At 60.0% G+C, this 17,056-nt stretch carries 17 protein-coding genes and 1 pseudogene; 10 read left to right on the top strand and 8 right to left on the bottom strand.

Features of this window, described 5'->3' with window-relative positions; genetic code table 11:
- Positions 1–138: 138 nt before the first annotated feature.
- The 5 genes and pseudogenes from ACURWW_RS06815 to ACURWW_RS06795 all read left to right on the top strand — a co-directional run.
- Positions 139–414, top strand: a pseudogene (locus ACURWW_RS06815) (NAD(+)--rifampin ADP-ribosyltransferase); the annotation flags it as partial.
- On the top strand, positions 397–819 hold the full coding sequence (gene arr / locus ACURWW_RS06810; protein WP_445616053.1) for an NAD(+)--rifampin ADP-ribosyltransferase: 423 nt from the start codon (positions 397–399) through the stop codon (positions 817–819). The pseudogene ACURWW_RS06815 and the gene arr, both read left to right, overlap by 18 nt.
- A 249-nt stretch (positions 820–1,068) precedes the next feature.
- Complete coding sequence (locus tag ACURWW_RS06805) at positions 1,069–1,338, top strand: DksA/TraR family C4-type zinc finger protein (RefSeq protein ID WP_445615750.1); 270 nt, start codon at positions 1,069–1,071, stop codon at positions 1,336–1,338.
- Positions 1,339–1,573: 235 nt separating this feature from the next.
- A complete protein-coding gene (locus ACURWW_RS06800; RefSeq protein WP_445615751.1) occupies positions 1,574–2,035 on the top strand; it encodes a YybH family protein in 462 nt (153 codons plus the stop codon).
- Entirely contained in the window at positions 2,032–2,670 is a 639-nt protein-coding gene (locus ACURWW_RS06795) for a glutathione S-transferase family protein (protein ID WP_445615752.1), read from the top strand. The genes ACURWW_RS06800 and ACURWW_RS06795 overlap by 4 nt, the downstream gene beginning before the upstream one ends.
- Positions 2,671–2,717: 47 nt before the next feature.
- Here ACURWW_RS06795 and ACURWW_RS06790 read toward each other — a convergent pair whose 3' ends face one another.
- On the bottom strand, positions 2,718–3,149 hold the full coding sequence (locus ACURWW_RS06790) for a hypothetical protein (protein ID WP_445615753.1): 432 nt from the start codon (positions 3,147–3,149) through the stop codon (positions 2,718–2,720).
- Positions 3,150–3,354: 205 nt separating this feature from the next.
- Between ACURWW_RS06790 and ACURWW_RS06785 the strand changes: the two genes are divergently transcribed.
- The 3 genes from ACURWW_RS06785 to ACURWW_RS06775 all read left to right on the top strand — a co-directional run bounded on the left by ACURWW_RS06785 (position 3,355) and on the right by ACURWW_RS06775 (position 6,395).
- Entirely contained in the window at positions 3,355–5,292 is a 1,938-nt protein-coding gene (locus ACURWW_RS06785; protein ID WP_458618451.1) for an LTA synthase family protein, read from the top strand.
- Positions 5,293–5,574: 282 nt separating this feature from the next.
- A complete protein-coding gene (locus ACURWW_RS06780) occupies positions 5,575–5,748 on the top strand; it encodes a hypothetical protein (protein WP_445615755.1) in 174 nt (57 codons plus the stop codon).
- A 110-nt stretch (positions 5,749–5,858) separates the two neighbouring features.
- On the top strand, positions 5,859–6,395 hold the full coding sequence (locus ACURWW_RS06775) for a cytochrome b (protein ID WP_445615756.1): 537 nt from the start codon (positions 5,859–5,861) through the stop codon (positions 6,393–6,395).
- Here ACURWW_RS06775 and ACURWW_RS06770 read toward each other — a convergent pair.
- From ACURWW_RS06770 to ACURWW_RS06755, 4 genes are all read right to left on the bottom strand, one after another.
- On the bottom strand, positions 6,392–9,304 hold the full coding sequence (locus ACURWW_RS06770) for a response regulator (RefSeq protein WP_445615757.1): 2,913 nt from the start codon (positions 9,302–9,304) through the stop codon (positions 6,392–6,394). The genes ACURWW_RS06775 and ACURWW_RS06770 overlap by 4 nt on opposite strands.
- Positions 9,301–10,461, bottom strand: a complete 1,161-nt coding sequence (locus tag ACURWW_RS06765) for an acyl-CoA dehydrogenase family protein (protein WP_445615758.1) — start codon at positions 10,459–10,461, stop codon at positions 9,301–9,303. Before ACURWW_RS06765 ends, ACURWW_RS06770 begins: the two co-directional genes overlap by 4 nt.
- A gap of 322 nt (positions 10,462–10,783) precedes the next feature.
- Positions 10,784–11,659: an alpha/beta hydrolase family protein gene (locus tag ACURWW_RS06760; RefSeq protein ID WP_445615759.1), complete on the bottom strand. Its 876-nt coding sequence runs from the start codon at positions 11,657–11,659 to the stop codon at positions 10,784–10,786.
- Between the two features lie 333 nt (positions 11,660–11,992).
- A complete protein-coding gene (locus ACURWW_RS06755; RefSeq protein ID WP_445615760.1) occupies positions 11,993–13,093 on the bottom strand; it encodes a GGDEF domain-containing response regulator in 1,101 nt (366 codons plus the stop codon).
- Between the two features lie 256 nt (positions 13,094–13,349).
- Here ACURWW_RS06755 and ACURWW_RS06750 point away from each other — a divergent pair, with 256 nt between their 5' ends.
- A complete protein-coding gene (locus tag ACURWW_RS06750; RefSeq protein WP_445615761.1) occupies positions 13,350–14,594 on the top strand; it encodes a mechanosensitive ion channel family protein in 1,245 nt (414 codons plus the stop codon).
- Between the two features lie 131 nt (positions 14,595–14,725).
- Positions 14,726–15,676, top strand: a complete 951-nt coding sequence (locus ACURWW_RS06745; RefSeq protein ID WP_445615762.1) for an aldo/keto reductase — start codon at positions 14,726–14,728, stop codon at positions 15,674–15,676.
- A 33-nt stretch (positions 15,677–15,709) separates the two neighbouring features.
- Here ACURWW_RS06745 and ACURWW_RS06740 read toward each other — a convergent pair whose 3' ends face one another.
- The 3 genes from ACURWW_RS06740 to ACURWW_RS06730 all read right to left on the bottom strand — a co-directional run bounded on the left by ACURWW_RS06740 (position 15,710) and on the right by ACURWW_RS06730 (position 16,905).
- Positions 15,710–15,925, bottom strand: coding sequence for a hypothetical protein (locus tag ACURWW_RS06740; protein ID WP_445615763.1), 216 nt, complete (start codon positions 15,923–15,925; stop codon positions 15,710–15,712).
- 66 nt (positions 15,926–15,991) lie between these two features.
- The gene (locus tag ACURWW_RS06735; protein WP_445615764.1) at positions 15,992–16,324 is read right to left on the bottom strand and encodes a hypothetical protein; all 333 of its coding nucleotides are present in this window, start codon (positions 16,322–16,324) and stop codon (positions 15,992–15,994) included.
- Between the two features lie 74 nt (positions 16,325–16,398).
- Positions 16,399–16,905, bottom strand: coding sequence for a DUF4112 domain-containing protein (locus tag ACURWW_RS06730; protein ID WP_445615765.1), 507 nt, complete (start codon positions 16,903–16,905; stop codon positions 16,399–16,401).
- Positions 16,906–17,056 lie beyond the last annotated feature (151 nt).

Below are 17,056 nucleotides of genomic sequence, written 5' to 3'. Positions count from 1 at the left end.
TCGAAGAGGTAGTACAGGCACTCAGTTCGAAGCGCTGACTCCTCCCACTTCAACTTTATACAACAGGGGAGGGCTTGCGGCAAGCCCCTGCGCCTCGGGTAGCATCGCCGAACTTTTCTGACCAAGCAGGGGGAAGCGATGAATAACGCGGAAAACTACTATCACGGCACGAAGGCGACTCTGATGGCAGGCGATTTTATCCAAGCGGCTGATTCCGCTTTTGTCTACTTTGCGGACGCAATTGACGGGGCGGTGTGGGAGGCGGAAATTGGGCCTGGCACCGGTTCGGGTAAAGTCTATGTGGTGGAGCCGACGGGTCCGGTAGAAGTCGTCTCCACTGCCACCGGTCGCAGGGTGCCGCAACATCCATTTATGTCACTTTGTTCGCGAGACCCATTGCGGGTTGTAGCCGAGATCACAAAATGGCCCCTGTATCACGGGACACGAGCAGATCTCGATTGTGGCGATCTGATTTCTCCGGGCTTCCCTGCAAACTTTGGTACGACGTCCAGGCTATCGAATCATGTCTACTTTACCCGTACTCTGGATGCCGCCGCCTGGGGAGCAGAGCTGGCCCTCGGCGAAGGTCCCGGAAGGATCTATATTGTGGAACCGATTGGCCCGTTTGAAGACGATCCGAATCTGACAAACATGAGATTCCGGGGTAATCCGACAAAGTCGTTCCGATCTCGTGCTCCTCTGCGAGTTACGGGTGAGATCAAACGTTGGCGTGGCCACTCCCCGGAAGCAATCGAAGCCATGCGAGAAGCTCTTGAGGAGATGTCGCACGTGGGCGGAGCGGATTTGATTGACGACTGATCTGGTCAGATGGCGAAAGGGCAAACTGCCGAATATTGCTATAACCCAGTCACGATTGTTTTACGGTTGCGGGGAATCCCTCCTGCAGCGTCTCAGGGACAGGCAGGTTCATGGAATTTCGATGGGGTCCGACGGTGATACACCGGGTAAGGGGGTTCACGCCGGTTCGGCACTGCCAGAGCATTGGCGAAACTTCGTGCTCTTTTGAACCTCTAATGGGTTTATTCGTTCGAAGCTCAGGAGTACAAAATGGCCGGTGGCTGGACCCGCGATGGCGCCGTTCAAGATCAGATCGACGCGAGCATTGATGACGCAGTACAGGAAGCTCGCAGTCGCCTGCCCCGTGGTAACAGCCTCACGCATTGCGAAGAATGCGGAGCAGCCATACCCGACGCACGGCAGAAGGCGGTGCCAGGGGTGCGTTTGTGTGTGACGTGTCAGTCAGAGCGAGACGAAGCGCAGGGGAAGGCCAGCGGCGGGATAAATCGAAGAGGTAGCAAAGACAGCCAGCTGCGATGACGCTGCTAGTCCGAGTGGCTAGCGTAGTTGCACTTCATCAGACACCTGCTTGGCAGGATGGAAGCCCCCCTTTCCTGACAGCCCAACCCGGATTCCTTTCACGTGCTCGAGGCGGTCAGCCGTCGGGCTGTACAATGTTCGCCATAACATCATAATTGGTCTTCGCATCCCGTCGATTCCCCGTCTATCGATTCGACTATCGGATACCACATCCGTAAGAACCTGGAGGTGCTGGATGAGTTCACTGAGCGAACATACTGAAATTGAAGTGCTCCTTCGGAAGCTGGAGAAGGCACATGCTGGACGGAGCGCAGCCGCCATAACGGAGCTTTATCAGCCCGACGCAGTAATTTTTGACCTTGCTCCGCCGTTAGGGCACCGTGGAATCCACCGTGATGGGGTCGAGGAGTGGCTCGCGAGTTGGGACGGGCCGATCGGGCTGACCGTAAGCTGCATGGAGATTACTGCCCACCGAGATCTGGCGGTTGTGTCAGCGTTCAATCGAATAGAGGGGCGTCAGAACGGTATCGAACAGGACCTGTGGTATCGCAATACGCTGACCCTTCGAAAAACAGGCGATGGGTGGCGAATAGCCCACGACCATTCGTCCGTGCCTTTTTACATGGATGGCAGTTATCGGGCTGCGGTGGATCTGCAGCCCCATTCGTCATCCCTGAAACCGGAGTTTGCGAAATGACCGACCTGATTCTCACGACATTCGACTGGGTTCCCGACGCGCCGCGGGGGTACGTGCGGGATCTGCGCGTGCGTTGGGCGCTGGAGGAGGCGGGGTTCTCTTATCGGGTCGAGAGCGTACCGTTTAACGATCGTGGCGCGGAGCATTTTTCCCACCAGCCCTTCGGGCAGGTGCCGTGGCTGACCGATGGAGAGGCCTCGATCTTTGAGAGCGGGGCCATCTTGCTGTATCTGGGTGAGCGCAGTGATTCGCTGCTGCCGTCCGACCCGCGTCGCCGAGAGGAGGCCATGGAGTGGCTCTTCGCAGCGCTCAATTCCGTTGAGATGGCGAGTCTGCCCTGGACGCTTTTCAAATTCTCCGGTGATACCGAGAATACGCCCGGGCGGCAGATCCTGGACCAGTTCCTCGAAGCCCGGCTTCAGCATCTGGACGCAGTCCTGGCGAAGCGAGATTGGCTGGCGGGCACTTTCTCGGTGGCCGACATTTTGATGGCCGACGTGCTGCGCCTGGTGGACCGATTCGACGGGCTGACCGATTATCCGGCCTGCCGGGCCTATGTTGCACACGCGACTGCGCGCCCGTCGTTTGTAAAAGCCCACGCAGATCAACTCGCACATTTCGCGGCTGCGGACTGAACTACAATGCCCATGAAACTGAGGAACCGGATGAGTTAATCCACAGGTCAACGGGAAGAGGGGCGCGAATAAACTGCTGAGGATCCACGGGATGCAAGCATTCGGCCCATCCCGGCGAATTCCAGCGCTGCTAACCCGGTAACGACCAAGGCCTGGACGATAATAAAGGCATATCCAAAAGCGTTGGGTTGAATCCAGGGGCCGATTACCAGCAACAGACTGGCCGCGACCCATAAGGCGTTACCGATCACGACTAAACGGACCAAGGCTGTACTCTCCGGCCGAATTGCCGTGAATGCCATGAGGGCTGCCACGGGCAGCAGAACAATTCCGGCGTAGAATAACAAGGTCGCAGGGATGGCCGTAAGGGTAGTAATGAACGTACCGGCGACGATCAGCAAACCGCCCATGGCTGCGCAGGTGCCAGCGTCAATGAAGAGCAGCCTCCCCAGGGCCTGTGATTCGGGCGTTGTATACATGTGAATCTCCTTGAGTTGATGGGCCGAGCGGGATGCAGCCCTATGGGCACAGATTCTCGCGGAAGAATCGTGGCTTGGCGATTACCTGGGAGGTTATAAAAGGATATGCTCAGATTGTACCTGGACCTTTCCGCGCAAGACTAAGGTCCGGGCCGGTGAGTGGGCTACGGCATGGACAGATAATGATAAAAGTTCGGTTGTTTCCATGAAGAACACAAAGGTCGATGCAAAGTCCGAAAATCGATTCGATATGAAAACCTCAGGATCGCAGGTTGCAGTCGCTTTTCTACTGATGCTTCCCTTCGTTATCAAACTTGAGGAACTGCGGCTCTCCGGCCTCGGGATTGCGCAAGTATGGCCCGGGCTGCTCGATCCTGCTGTGGTGGTGCTCGGCTGGATGTACGGACTTTCTGTGTTGCGCGGCGGAGCGAGAGCGCTCTGGCTGGTGGTGCTGGTCCTGGTGGATTTGCTTCTGTTGGTAGGCTTGATTGGCTACAATCATTTCGGCGGTTATTATCGCCCCGAGCTTTTTGCCAGCCAATCCTTCGGGCGAACGCTGGGAAATGCCTGGACTTTCATCACCAGCCAGGTGACCGTATCTCTGGTTCCCATCTTTGCGGGAGCTGTGCTCCTGGCGTTGTCGGGCACATGGGTTCTTGCCAGGCTTCATTCGCCTCGCGGGACCGCTCGTTTACTCCACGCATCGGCAGGCTTGGTGGTTCTTTACGGGACCGCCGTTGTTCTGCTCGCACCGCCCAGAGTCGAAGCGTTGCGCCTTTCACTTGCCGTTACGGCCAGCTCCATCCTTGATCGAAAGGCGCCATCGCCACCGCTCGATTGGTCCACAGTCGTTCCCATCGAAACCTCGGTACCCGCACCGATGCCGCCCCCCTACCGGGCGGAGCCCTACAACCTGGTCGTGTATGTAATGGAGAGCACACGCGCGAGCGTTATGCAGGTCAATGGAAGTCTGGCCGAGGCGACGCCGTTCCTGGATACAATGGTGCGTAGGGGCCAGGGGGTGTTCTTTGACAGAGCCTATACCGTCGCTGCGCGCAGTATCAAAGGTCTGACCGCGACCGTTCTTAACACCTATCCCCGGATGTCGATTGGGGCCTGGTCCTGGCCAGAGAACGTCGGGTTGGTTCGTGAAAGCCAGAGCTTGCCCGGCATCCTCAAGGAGGAGGGCTATCTGACGGCGTTCTATGTAAACTCCACGGTTGATTTCGACAATCGACACGAGTTTCTTCCGAAGACAGGGTTCGAAGTCATCGAGGGCACTGATGAGTTCGTTCCCGACGACGACGGGCCTGTGGTCGACCGGATGATAGACTATCTTGGCCACGCGCAATCCGTCGACCGGCCGCTTTTCACAATGCTGCTGAGCGCCACGGCTCACGTACCGTACAAGCATCCGCCGGACGACGCTCACGCAATGGAGGTTGATCTGGGGATTGCGGCGTTAGAAGCGGAGCGCCTGGGAATGAGCGGAAGCGGCGCCGCCGAGGATTACCTGAGGTACCTGCGGTCTGTCCGCCACCAGGACGATATTGCGAGGCAGCTCTACGAGCGCTTGGAAGCGGAAGGCCTACTCGAAAACACAATATTTGTCGTGATGTCCGACCACGGGCAAACCTTTGGGGAACATCTGGACCGCAATGGCTTGCGTATCCACGGTCAGTCTCTGTATGAAGAGAGCGTTCGCGTGCCGGTGTGGATGCATCACCCTCGAATGACAGGCATTCGCATGGACAGCCCCGTGCAGTTGCTGGATCTGGCGCCTACCTGGTTGGCGATGCTGGGCATTGAAACAGATGTTGAGTTCGTGGGTCGGAATGTCTTCGCTGCGCCGAGGGAAGAGTTGTTTTTCGCCAACTTTACCCAGTGGCCCGCATTCGGCTTGCTCCGCGGCACCCGGAAGATGATCTGCAACGAACTGCCGCTGGAGCCCGGCCGGTGTGAGCTCTATGACGTCTTCGCTGATCCGTTCGAGCGGACTCCGTTATCGCCCCACGACGATGACTTCACCCCGATGTACCAACGCCTGGTCGATGCGCGGAGTGAAGTTCTGGCGCTTCAACGGGAGCGAGACGAGTCGCTCCGAGAACCCCTGGACGGTCTCAGCACCTTGGAGCCGCGCTGACTCGATTGTGTGCAGAGCCCGTGGAAAAAAACGCAAGAAGCAGAACCACCGAACAAACAGACGCCGTACCCAGCCCGATCATGCGGACACCATAGGTCGCAACAATCCCACCACCGAGGGCGGCGCCGGCAGTAATGCCCAGGTAGCAGGCCGCGATGTTCATGGCAAGTGCGAAGGACTGCGCATCCGGAGCGGCAACCATCACGCGTACCTGACAGGTAAAGGGGGTCTTGGAGAGCTCGGCCGAAGCTCTGACCCGCGGAGCAGCGCCTTAAGCGGGCGGTGGATGAGGGCGAGCTGCCCTCCAGCCTTGATTGCCGAGCGCTGGCCCGCTACTTCGTTACGGTTCAGCACGGCATGTCCATACAGGCGCGGGACGGCGTATCGAGTGAGGAGCTGTCGAAGGTGGCTGCCTGTGCCATGGCCGCATGGGACGGGTTGCTGAGTGGTCACTGAGAAAGAACGTGAAAAAAGGACATGTTCATTCCATACTGGTCCAGGCAAGAGCTCACAGTGATATTTGGCTCCGATCTCCAGAAGAACACCAACAAGCAAGGGGAACTCAGATGTCCAGAAATACCTATTCCGGAATATCCACCCTCAACCATTGGATCACTGCAATTCTCGTCATCATCATGCTGGTGCTCGGCTTCATGGCGGCGGGGGCCCCCAGCGAGGAAACCGAGGGCTACATCATGGGCATCCATGTGGGGCTTGGGTTTTTCGTGTTTCTCTTTGTCCTCTGGCGCACGGCCTACCGCCTGTACGAGGGTTTTCTGGTTAACAGCGCCGAAGCGGGCTGGCAGTACTGGCTGGCTTACTGGGTGCACCGGCTGATTCTGCTGATGCTTGTGATCCAGGTCTTTACGGGGCCGCTGTACCTGTTCACCGAAGGTCACGACTGGAACGTCTTCGGCTGGTTCAGCATCGCTATCCCTTTGGAAAGCCTCGCGGCCATCCATGAGGCCATGGAAGTGATTCACGTGGTCCAGGGGCTGTATCTGCTGCCCATCGTGCTGTTGCTGCACGTTGCCGGTGCGAGTTGGCACTTCCTGCGTCACCGGCAGCGCACCGTGGCGGACATGGGGTCGGTGAACGACTAACCGGGTTGGGAGTAACCGGCGCGGGCCTCTTTCAGCGCGTCCCGCAGCCCGTCCAGGGAGAAGGGTTTGGAAAGCTCGATAACGGGCGGATCCAGGGTGTGTACGACTCTGCTTTCGCCCGAGGCGATGATTACCGGCAGGTTCGGCTTGTGTCGGCGAAAATGCTCAGCCAGTTCCAGTCCGGAGCGGCCGGTCAGGTTGAGATCGCTGAGCAGCAGATCGAAATCCCCGTCCGGGAACCGCTGAATGGCAGCCTCTGCGCTGGCAGCGTCCAGGGGCTGGTGGCCCAGGGCGGTGAGTAGATGGGCCAGGGCTTCCCGGGCGTCCTCGTCGTCTTCCACCAACAAAATTCGCAGGGCTCCCGCGGAGGCCGGGTGGTTCGACCGAGCGGGCTGAGGTGGGCTCTCGCGGGCATCCAGGACATTACGCAGTTTGCGCGCAAGGTCTTCCTGTCGATAGGGTTTGCTCAGCAGTTTCACGCCCGGGTCCAGGCGGCCGCCATGCACGATGGCGTTCTGGGCGTAACCTGAAGTGAATACCACCGCCAGGCTGGGACACAGTACCTTGGCCCGCTTGACCAGCTCCGTGCTTGGAACGGCCCCCGGCATGACCACATCGGTAAACAGCAGGTCGATGCACTCTCCGCTCTGGATCACCTCGAGGGCCGCTTCACCACTGTCCGCTTCCCGCACGCGATAGCCCAGATCCTCCAGCATGGCCACCACGGTCTGGCGAACGGCCGCGTCGTCCTCCACCACCAGCACAGTTTCCGACCCGCCCCGAGTCGGCCCTGTGGGACGCGGTGGCGGCCGGACCTCTTTCTCCGCGGAGCGGGGCAGGTAGATGCGGAAGGTGGTTCCATGGTCCGGCTCGCTGTAAATGCGAATATGCCCGCCGCTCTGCCTGGTAAAGCCGTAGGCCATGCTCAAACCCAGACCGGTGCCTTTTCCTTCCTTTTTCGTGGTGAAGAAGGGATCAAACGCCCGCTCCAGCACGTCCGCTGACATGCCGTGACCGGTGTCAGAGATGGCGAGCATCACGTACTGGCCAGCGGGCACACCCGGCTCCAGCAGCACATAGTCTTCGTCCAGCACTGCATTGCCCAACTCCAGAGTGAGTTTGCCGCCGCCGGGCATTGCATCGCGCGCGTTGATGGCAAGGTTCAAAACCACGTTCTCCAACTGGTTCGGGTCCACCAGTGTCGGCCACAGGCCGCCGGCAACAACGGTCTCGATCTCGATGGTTTCGCCCAGAGCGCGGCGCAGCAACGAGTCCATATCACGGAGTACCCGTCCGAGGTTCACGGGAATCGGGCGCAGTGGTTGGCGACGCGCGAAGGCCAGCAGTTGGGAGGACAGCTTGCTGCCGCGTTCCACTGCTTCCACCGCCGCTTCCAGGTAGTGCTTGACGCTGTGCTCGTCCAGTTCGCCCTGCTGCTGTTGCAGCTCGATGAGTTGCAGGTTACCGGAGATGATCTGCAGGACGTTGTTGAAGTCGTGAGCCACGCCACCGGTGAGCTGACCAACCGCTTCGAGCTTCTGGCTGCGGTGCAGAGCTTCCTGGCTGAGCTGCAATTCCCGGGTGCGCTGTTCCACCAACTCTTCCAGATGCTCCTGGTTGTCCGCGAGCTTTTGTTCGGCAACCTTCTGTTCGGTTACGTCGTTACCCTGGCAGAAAATGCCACTGACGCTTCCGTCCTCCTCAATGATGGGTTGGAACACAAAATCTACGATCCGGGTCTCGCGCTTGCCGCCCTCGAGGCTGCGGGTGAGGGGAATGGCGTGGCCCACATGTGCTTCGCCGCTCTGGAATACGCTGTCGAGCAGGGCGAGAAACTCCTGATCCCGCAGGTCGGGAAGTGCCTGAGCCGCCGGCTTGTTGAGAATGGCGTGACGGCCAACCACCTCCAGATAGGCGTCGTTAACCACTTCAAACACGTGTTCGGGGCCCGCGGTAATGGCAATAAAGCCGGGCGCCTGTTTGAACAGCTCGCGCAAATGGCGCCGTTCCCGATCGATGATACGCGTCAAGCGCTTCTGTTCGGCCCGTTCGGCTTCCAGGCGACGGTGCCGTTCCGATACGTCGCGTATGATCAACGCAACGCCGATAAACCGGCCGCCGTCGTCCCTTACCGCCGAGCAGACACTCTCGACCACCATCGGGCCGCTGGAACCGCTGCATTGGGTCTCCACCGTGAGCGTATCCGCCTCCTCGGGTATTTTGCGCAGAGTTTGGGCCAGTTCCCCGGACCACAGCGGCAGGGAGCGGGCGGGGTGGCCGATGGTTTCCGATTCCTGCAGGCCGAAAAGGCGCTCGGCACCGGCGCTCCAGTAACGTACCCGCAGCTCCGCGTCAGTGGCGAGGACCGCGTCCTGGGCGTGGGCGAGGAAATTCGCGAGGTAGTAATCCGACAGTGCGCGGGACTGCACCCGAACGTCTTCCGTTCGGTAACCGCGCAGCTGGCGGTTGGCCCTGTCCAGCACGGCGCGCAGTTGATCGCGGCGGTCGGCGCCCTCGACTGCTTCCTTCACCCTGCGCCCGAAGTCCGGATCACTGACCTCTGCAAAGCTCCAGTGCAAACGGGCCATGGGCGTATGGTTGAGCCGACTGCGCAACTCTTCATTCTCGTTCCCGTCGATGAACATAATGTGGCTTGGAAGCTCCAGGCGCTGAACCATCTGGGTGACAGGAGCCAGGTGCCGGACACCGGGATCCACAAAGATAACCGCCGGGGTCTTGGAAACCTCGACCGCTTCGGCGAGGAACCGAGGCGCTTCCGTTTCCAGAATCCCCTCGAGTGTGAACTCGCCCAACTGCCGGTGGGCCTCGATCCGCTTGCGACCGCAGGCGAGTGCGTCCCGCGTTGGGGCAATGAGGAGGGCGCGGTACTGGTTGGAGTGGCGGTTCATAGCAGGGGCAGGTCGAGGAGCGCGCGTCCGGTCCAGAGTCTGAGCAGATCCGTCGTGGGCGACATGACATGGCTGGCCCGTGCGTCGCGCAACATTTGTGCGATGCGGCTATTGTCCCCGTAGGCCATGCCGCCGCAAAGAGTCATGGCTTCGTTGGCGGTATTGACGGCGACTTTCCCGGCCTCTGCCTTGGAGCCCAGAATAAAGGGCAGGGCGTCCGCCTCTCCAAGGTCACCCCGTTGCGCTGCACTGCGCAGGAAACTGCGGGTCTTTTCCACCTCGGTCCACATTTCCGCGAGTCGGTGCTGCAGCACTTCATGCTCTGCGAGCGCGACGCCCGAATGGCTGTGGTGACGGGAGCGCAGGTGGTCGCGGGTGGCGGTGTAAGCGGCATCGGCAATGCCCAGGTAGGTACCGGCCATGGCCATCAGAAAGTAGGGCGCGATGACTTCAAAAACGTACCACACCTGGTCGCCCACCTCGCCGAGAAAGTTCTCCAGCGGAACCGTTGCGTCCAGGAAGTTGACGCCCCTCGATGAGTTACCGCGCATGCCGAAGCCGCGCCAACTGTCCTGCCACTCCAGACCCGGTGTGTCGCCGTCCACCACCAGGCAGCTGAAATCCCCCGGCCCATGCGCTTCCTCTACGGCAACGGCCGACACCACATAGGAGTCCGCGTGGCCGCCGTTGGTAACAAACTGTTTGTTCCCGCGAACTATCAGGCGCTCTCCATCCACCTGCATTTCCGTGGCCGGCAGGTACAAATAGGCGCCACTTCCCTTTTCCGACAGAGCCAGGGTGGTAATGTGTTCTCCGGCGGCGATAGGCTCCAGATATTTCTTCTGCTGAGCCGGCGTGGCCTTGGCCGCAATCACGGCTGTTCCTACACAGTGCATCCCGAAGCAGAGGGCGGAGGAGGGGCACACCCTGCCGATGGTTTCAGTCAGCATGCTCAGCGCCAGAAGGCCCTGGCCCTGACCGCCCGCCCCCTCCGGTACATGCAGGCCCGTGAGCCCGGCCCGGGCGAGCGCCCGCATGGAATGGGAGGGCCACAGGCAATCCCGGTCTACCCGTTCAGCCAGTGGCGCGATCTCTTTCTCGACAATCTCTTCAGTGATTTCACGCAGGTGGGCGAGCTTCGATGCGGACAAATTCATCAATGACTCTCGTTGTCTCTGTTGATTATTTTGCACTCTATCGGCGCCCCTGGCGCTCACCAAATTTGCGTAACAGTGCAGGAATAATGCCTCGGCGAAGCTCGTGCGCGGCGATGGACCGGGGATTATCGCGGGAGGCTCGATTTGTGTTCGCCTCCTCTGAGTCTGAAATCAGTAATTTGTTTAACGCGGTTTGCCTTCGGCCTGTTGACCGAGGGGGCTATCACAGTAGCTTGAGATTGCTTGAAGTGGCAGATGGGCTGGGAGAGGTGATGGGAAGGCCCGCAAGGCGCGAATGATTCCGCCTTGCGGGTCGGGGGGATCAGGGGCGATTGATCTCGAATCGGGACAGGATGTCCTTGTCCTGGTTCGGCACGTCTCCAAAGATGAAGGGCGCATAGGCGCTGTCCCCATCAACATGAAGCTTCAGCCAGGCAATGGCATAGCGGCCCATTTGCGGGTGCACATCCAGATTGCTGCGGGCGCTGTTGCCGATGAAGTGATTGCCGCCGGCAAATTCCAGATAAACCTTGGTAGTGCTATCGGGGATTGCCTGATAGTGGGGCCAGGCGTGCTCGGCAACCTTGGCAATACGGTCCGTTTCCCCTGCGATGACCAGAGTCGGGACCGTGATACCACTGAAGTCCGCGTCGGGCTGCCAGGGTGTAAACGGAATCGCCGCGCGAACTCTGTCGCTGTGCCCGTGAGCTGCCAGCAGCGCTCCACCGCCGCCCATGGAGTGGCCCATTACGGCCATTCTATCCGTGTCCAGTTTGCCGCGGAGGGGACTGCCGCTCCGGCTGTTTTCATCGTGCAAGACCTCAATGGCTGCAATCAGTCCGTCCGCGCGCAGGATGGGGTAGTCCCGGGGCTGATTGGTGTTGAAAATCAGTACCGCGTAGCCGTGGGAGGCCAGACGGGGTCCCCACCAGTCGATGGCATCCTGGGTTTCGGTGAATCCGGGAGCAATTGCCACCGCCCCGAATGGCTCGGTTTTATCGGCCGGATAGTACACGGTGGCTTCGGCGTATTCCGGCGCGTCCGGCAGGTCCGTGTAGCTTTCCACCTGGTAAACGCCGTCGCCGGACAGGTAATCCGCGGTGGGCGCGGGCTCGGTGACGACCTGCTGACTTGCGCAGGCGAACAGAAACAGACTTGCCAGGCCCACCAGCAGGGCGTTCGAAACGGGATTTCGCATGGGATACCTCAAATTTTCTGCAAGACCGGGCATCTTACTGGCGCCCCCAGGGAGGATAAAGCAGCTTGATCTTTCTTAAGGTTTCGTGAGCACGGGGGCTGAATGAATGAGCGGTGCGGAAGGGTGTTGGGTTACGCTTCGCTAACCCAATCTACGGTGGTGGGTTGCGGGATTCGGTAGGTCGGGTCGGGCCGCAGCCGTAACCCAGCTGAGTGGTGTTGGGTTACGCTTCGCTAACCCAACCTACGGTGGGCGGCGGGGCCGGTAGGTTGGGTTAGGCCGCAGGCCGTAACCCAACATTGAGTGGGCGCGGAGTCCGGCTGGTGTGCTCGGCTACAACAGGCCGCGCTTTTGGTCCTCGGACAGAAGCGCGATCAGGGGCCTGAGCCGTTTCACGGCGTTGTCCAACTGATCGGCCACCTGTTCCTTGCGGCCCTGGGTGAGGGCTTCGAGAAGGCTGTCGATGGATAATGGCGGTGACGGCTTTTCCGCCTGGGCGTTTTCCAGCTTCAGCATCTGCACCTGGCCGCTGCCCAGCGCGCGGGCATTTGCGAGAGCCTGGGCGGCACCTCGCAGCAGACCTTCTCCATTCACGCGCTTGCGCCCGAAAGCGATGCCTGCGGACATGCTGAGCGTCAGCACTTCTCCGCCCACTTTAAGCTTGGAGGCCTTCACGTGGGCGCAAAGGCGGCGGGTGAGCGTGACAACGCCTTCGGTTTTGACCATGGGCAGGCTCATTGCAAAGCGGGCCAGGCCCAAACGCCCCATGCTGTCCTCTTTGCGGATGCTGCGCTGCAGCACGGTGGCCACTTGCTTGATAATCCGGTCGGCGGTTTGCTGCCCCACGCGCTTCTGAATGCTGGCGAAATCATCCAGCTCGAAGAACACCAGCGCGAGCGCTTCTCCACGGCGATTGACAAAGGCGGTGTCGCGGGCGAGAGCATCGGTGAAACCCTTCTTGTTCAGGGCGCCGGTCAGCAGGTCCGCATCCACCGACGCGGCCAGCTTCTGCTTGTCCCGCCGGTAGCTCACGTGGGCTTCGGCACGGGCGGTAATTTCCGTGGACTTGAATGGTTTACTGACGAAATCCGTCGCGCCCGCTTCGAACACCCGGCGCTTTACCGAATCCTCCTCCGCAGCGCCGGTGATGACAATAATGGGCTGATTGCGAATGGATTCGTTCTCGGACTGGCGAATGCGGTCGATGAGCGCGTAGCCGTCCATCTTGGGCATGCCCAGATCGGTGAAAATCGCCTGAATGCCGTCGTTCCTGCAGATCTGCTCCCAGGCCTCCGCGCCGTCCTCGCAAAGAATCAGCTCGAACTTCTCCCCAAGAATCCGCCGCGCGGCAACCCGGATCAGCCGGGAGTCGTCTGCCAGGAGAATGGTCGGCTTCTCCCCTTCGGGCAGGGCCGCTACCTCGTGTTCCGTCATGTATTACGCCTGATTTTGTTAACTACATCTCGTTACTATAGCTTGTTTACAGACTGTAGAGTGCCGGGACCTGGGTTTTTGCCGCCTCTGAAGCCTGCAAATTGATTGAATTGGTGAAAAACTAATCGATTTGTCCAGTAAGGGGCATTTCTAGAGGGCAGGGCGGGGGGATGATATGATCCGGCCTGCTCCGCCTCCGGCCGGAACAAAGCTTTATCAGAAGTGATTTTACTAGCAGTGATGACGCGGGAACTGAATGAACGAACAATTTGCAAACGCAATAGAGTGGCTTGAGGGCCACCCGGAGCTTTACACCCTGGTGAGCGTGGCCCTGCTGGTTGTTGTGGCCTGGATCGGCAACTGGGTAACCAAGCGGATCTTGATTCGCGGCATCCTGAAGCTGCTGCGCGCCAGCCCCCTTGGGCGTGACAAACTGCTGCATGATGGTGGGGTGATCGCGCGGCTGGCGAACATTGTGCCCGCCCTTATTCTTTCCGCCGGCATCATGTTGATACCCCATTTACCGGAGGCGGTGGTAACCATCGTGCGCAATGTGGCCAGTGCCTTCATTGTGCTGACGGTCGCCCTGGCGGTGGGCAATCTGCTGACCCTGGTCAACAGCATCTACGAGCGCCGTCCGGACGCGAAGCTCCGCCCCATGAAGGGCTATATCCAGGTTATCAAGATAGTGGTCTACGCAGTGGCCGCGATCCTGATCATCGCCGCGCTGATCGATCGATCCCCGCTCATACTGCTGTCCGGCCTCGGCGCGATGGCGGCGGTGCTGATGTTGATTTTCCAGGACACGTTGCTTTCGCTCGTAGCCAGCGTGCAGATCTCGTCAAACGACATGATCCGGATGGGCGACTGGGTGGAAATGCCACAACTGAATGCGGACGGCGATGTAATCGATATCGCGCTCCATACGGTCAAGGTGCAGAACTGGGACAAGACCATTACCACCATTCCCACCAAGCGCTTCATGACCGACCCCTTCAAAAACTGGCGCGGCATGGAAGAGGCCGGCGGCCGGCGCATCAAGCGCAGCCTGATGCTCGATCAGCAAAGCATCCGCTTTCTATCGCTCGAAGACACGGCAACGTTGAAGCGCTTTCGCCTGCTGCGGGATTATCTGGAGAGCAAACAGCAGGAGATCGACGCCTGGAATCAGGAACTGCGAGAGCAGGGGCGGGAGCCGGTCAACACCCGACGCATCACCAACCTCGGCACTTTCCGCGCTTACGTGGATCGTTACCTGCGCAGCCACGGGGGCATTCGTCAGGACATGACCCTCATGGTTCGCCAACTCAGCCCGACCCCCGAGGGCCTGCCGATGGAAATCTACTGCTTCACCAGTACCACGGCGTGGGCCGATTACGAGGGTATTCAGTCCGATATTTTTGATCACCTGTTGGCCATCCTTCCCGAGTTCGGCTTGCGGGTGTACCAGCAGCCGAGCGGGACGGACCTTCGCGAACTGCGGGCCGTCGCAAGCTCCTGAGCGGCTTTGAAGCGACCCGACCAGCTTCCCTGAGGAAAATAACGGGCTTGTGGCTCTTCTGAGCGCAACCGTGGTCAAACCCGTTGAGAATCTTTTGGACGATGCAGGAGATCTTTCGCGGGAGTTCTACCATGGAAAAACGCGAATTGGGCCGCAGCGGGCTGCACACAGAGCCGCTGATTTTTGGCGGCAACGTTTTCGGCTGGACACTGGATGAGAAGGCATCCTTCGAGATGCTCGATGCCTGGCTGGACGCCGGATTCAGCGCCATCGATACCGCCGACGTTTATTCACGCTGGCTCGAAGGTCATCAGGGCGGGGAATCTGAAACCATTCTCGGCCGCTACTTCGCTGCCCGTGGCAATCGGCACGAGGTGCTGCTCACCACCAAGGTGGGAATGAACATGGGCGACGGCCGCAAGGGACTCTCGAAGCAATACATTCTGAGTGCGGTGGAGGGTTCTCTGCGCCGCCTGCAAACGGACTACATCGACCTCTACCTTTCCCACACGGACGATCCGGATACGCCGCCGGAAGAGACCCTTGAGGCTTACCAGATGCTGCTCGATCAGGGCAAGGTCAGGGCCATCGGCGCATCCAACTACAGCGCCGATCGCCTGCAGGAAGCATTGGACCTGGCGGAGGAAAAAACACTGCCGCGCTACACGGTTCTGCAACCGTTTTACAATCTTTACGACCGTCACGAATTCGAGACGGGGCTTGCGACTCTCTGCCAGCGGGAAGGGCTGGGGGTTACGCCGTACTTTTCGCTCGCCAGCGGCTTCCTGACCGGGAAATACCGCTCCAGAGAAAACGCGCGGGGCAAGGCCCGCCAGAGCATGGTGGAGAAGTATTTCGATGCGCGCGGAGTACGCATTCTTGGCACCCTGGACGATGTAGCTGAACGACTGAACAGTACGCCCGCCGCCGTGTCCCTCGCGTGGCTCATGGCCCAGCCGGGCATAACCGCACCCATCGCCAGCGCCACCTCCCGCGAACAGCTCCAACAGTTGGTGGCCGCCACGGAATTGAAACTCGACGGTGCGGCTCTGAGCGACCTGAACAGTGCCAGCGCCCCCTGAGCCACACACCGCCTGCTATCGCCGCCGGTCCCGCTACTCGGCGGGGTCGTTCCCGCGCTCCGCATCCACGGGAGAGTCCGCCTGCGGGTCTGCCCGGTCGATGGGGTTGGCGGGAGCCTCGGGCGCTTCTTCCGGCCCCATCAGGGCTTCGTCCTGATCCGCAGCGGTAGTGTTGTCGCGCCCGGTGCAGCCCGCCAGCGGCAATCCAATAACCAAGCTCAGAAACACAGCGAAGATTGATGACTTCATGCTTCCGTCCTTGTTCGGGTGAACAGTGGGTACGCGCGTGAACAGTGGTTGTGCAGCCCGGCGCGCTTAACTCTCTTCCTCTTCATCCGCATCGAAGTCCTGCTGCTGGGCGGGATAATCCTGATCGGCCGCCGGGGCGGAGCGCAGCGGCTCCGTATCATCCCCATCCCAGGGCTTGCCGTCGAGCGGGTCGGTGCGTGCGAGCTCGGCCTCATCCAGGCCGCGACCGGCACCTACCTCGTCCGCGTCCACGACGCGCAGATCATCCGCCCCTTCTTCCGGCCCCGAGGGCGACTGTGCCGGCTGACTGGCCGGGTCATCCACGGACGTGCCCGCTGCTCGATCGCTGTTGTCCCGCGGTCGAGCCTGATTTTGTTCGTAATCTCGTGGGCGTGTCATTGCTACCTCCTGACCTGCACTGAAAACATTGCCACCCGATTGATGGAGCGCCGTAATCCCCGGAAATTCCCCGCTTATCCTAACGCGGTTAAAAGTGCGCCGATCAGTGATACCACTGCGAATATCACCAGCGCCACCAGCAGCAACACACCGACTACAAAGCCCAGCGTCGCCGCCGTGCTGCGCCGGTAGACCTGATGGGGATTGCGCTGATAATTGTCGAGCAACCGGGCGTTACGCAGATTGGCTTTCCAGACGAAATCGAACAGATCACCGAGAATGGGGATGGCTCCCACCGCTGCGTCGATCAGAATGTTGATGACCATCCGGGCGATCACCATCTTTGGCACATTGTTCTGCCAGGCTTGAAAAAGCAGCAACGTGGACAGCCCGCCCCCGATCAGATCACCGACGCCGGGAATCAACCCAAGCAACCCGTCCAGTCCAATACGGTAGCCGCCGGGCAGGGGAATGCTGCTATCCAGGAGCCAACTCAGCCGATGGCGCTGTTTGAAGCGACTGTCGTGATCGTCCGTGATCTGAGTGCGATCTCCGTTATCAGCAAAAGTGGGGTCGGGCATGAGAAATCCTGGAATGCCAAAGTTGTCCTGAGTGAGTTCATTCAGGCAAGAGCCGGGCCACTAGCCGCTGGCTTCGACTGGAAGCGCTGGCGCAACGATTGCATCTTTCCGTCTTCACACTTTTCATCACACGCAACTTTTACTTTCCGGA

This window comes from Gilvimarinus sp. F26214L (assembly GCF_054401055.1).
This window is presented reverse-complemented; position numbering and strand designations above follow the sequence as displayed.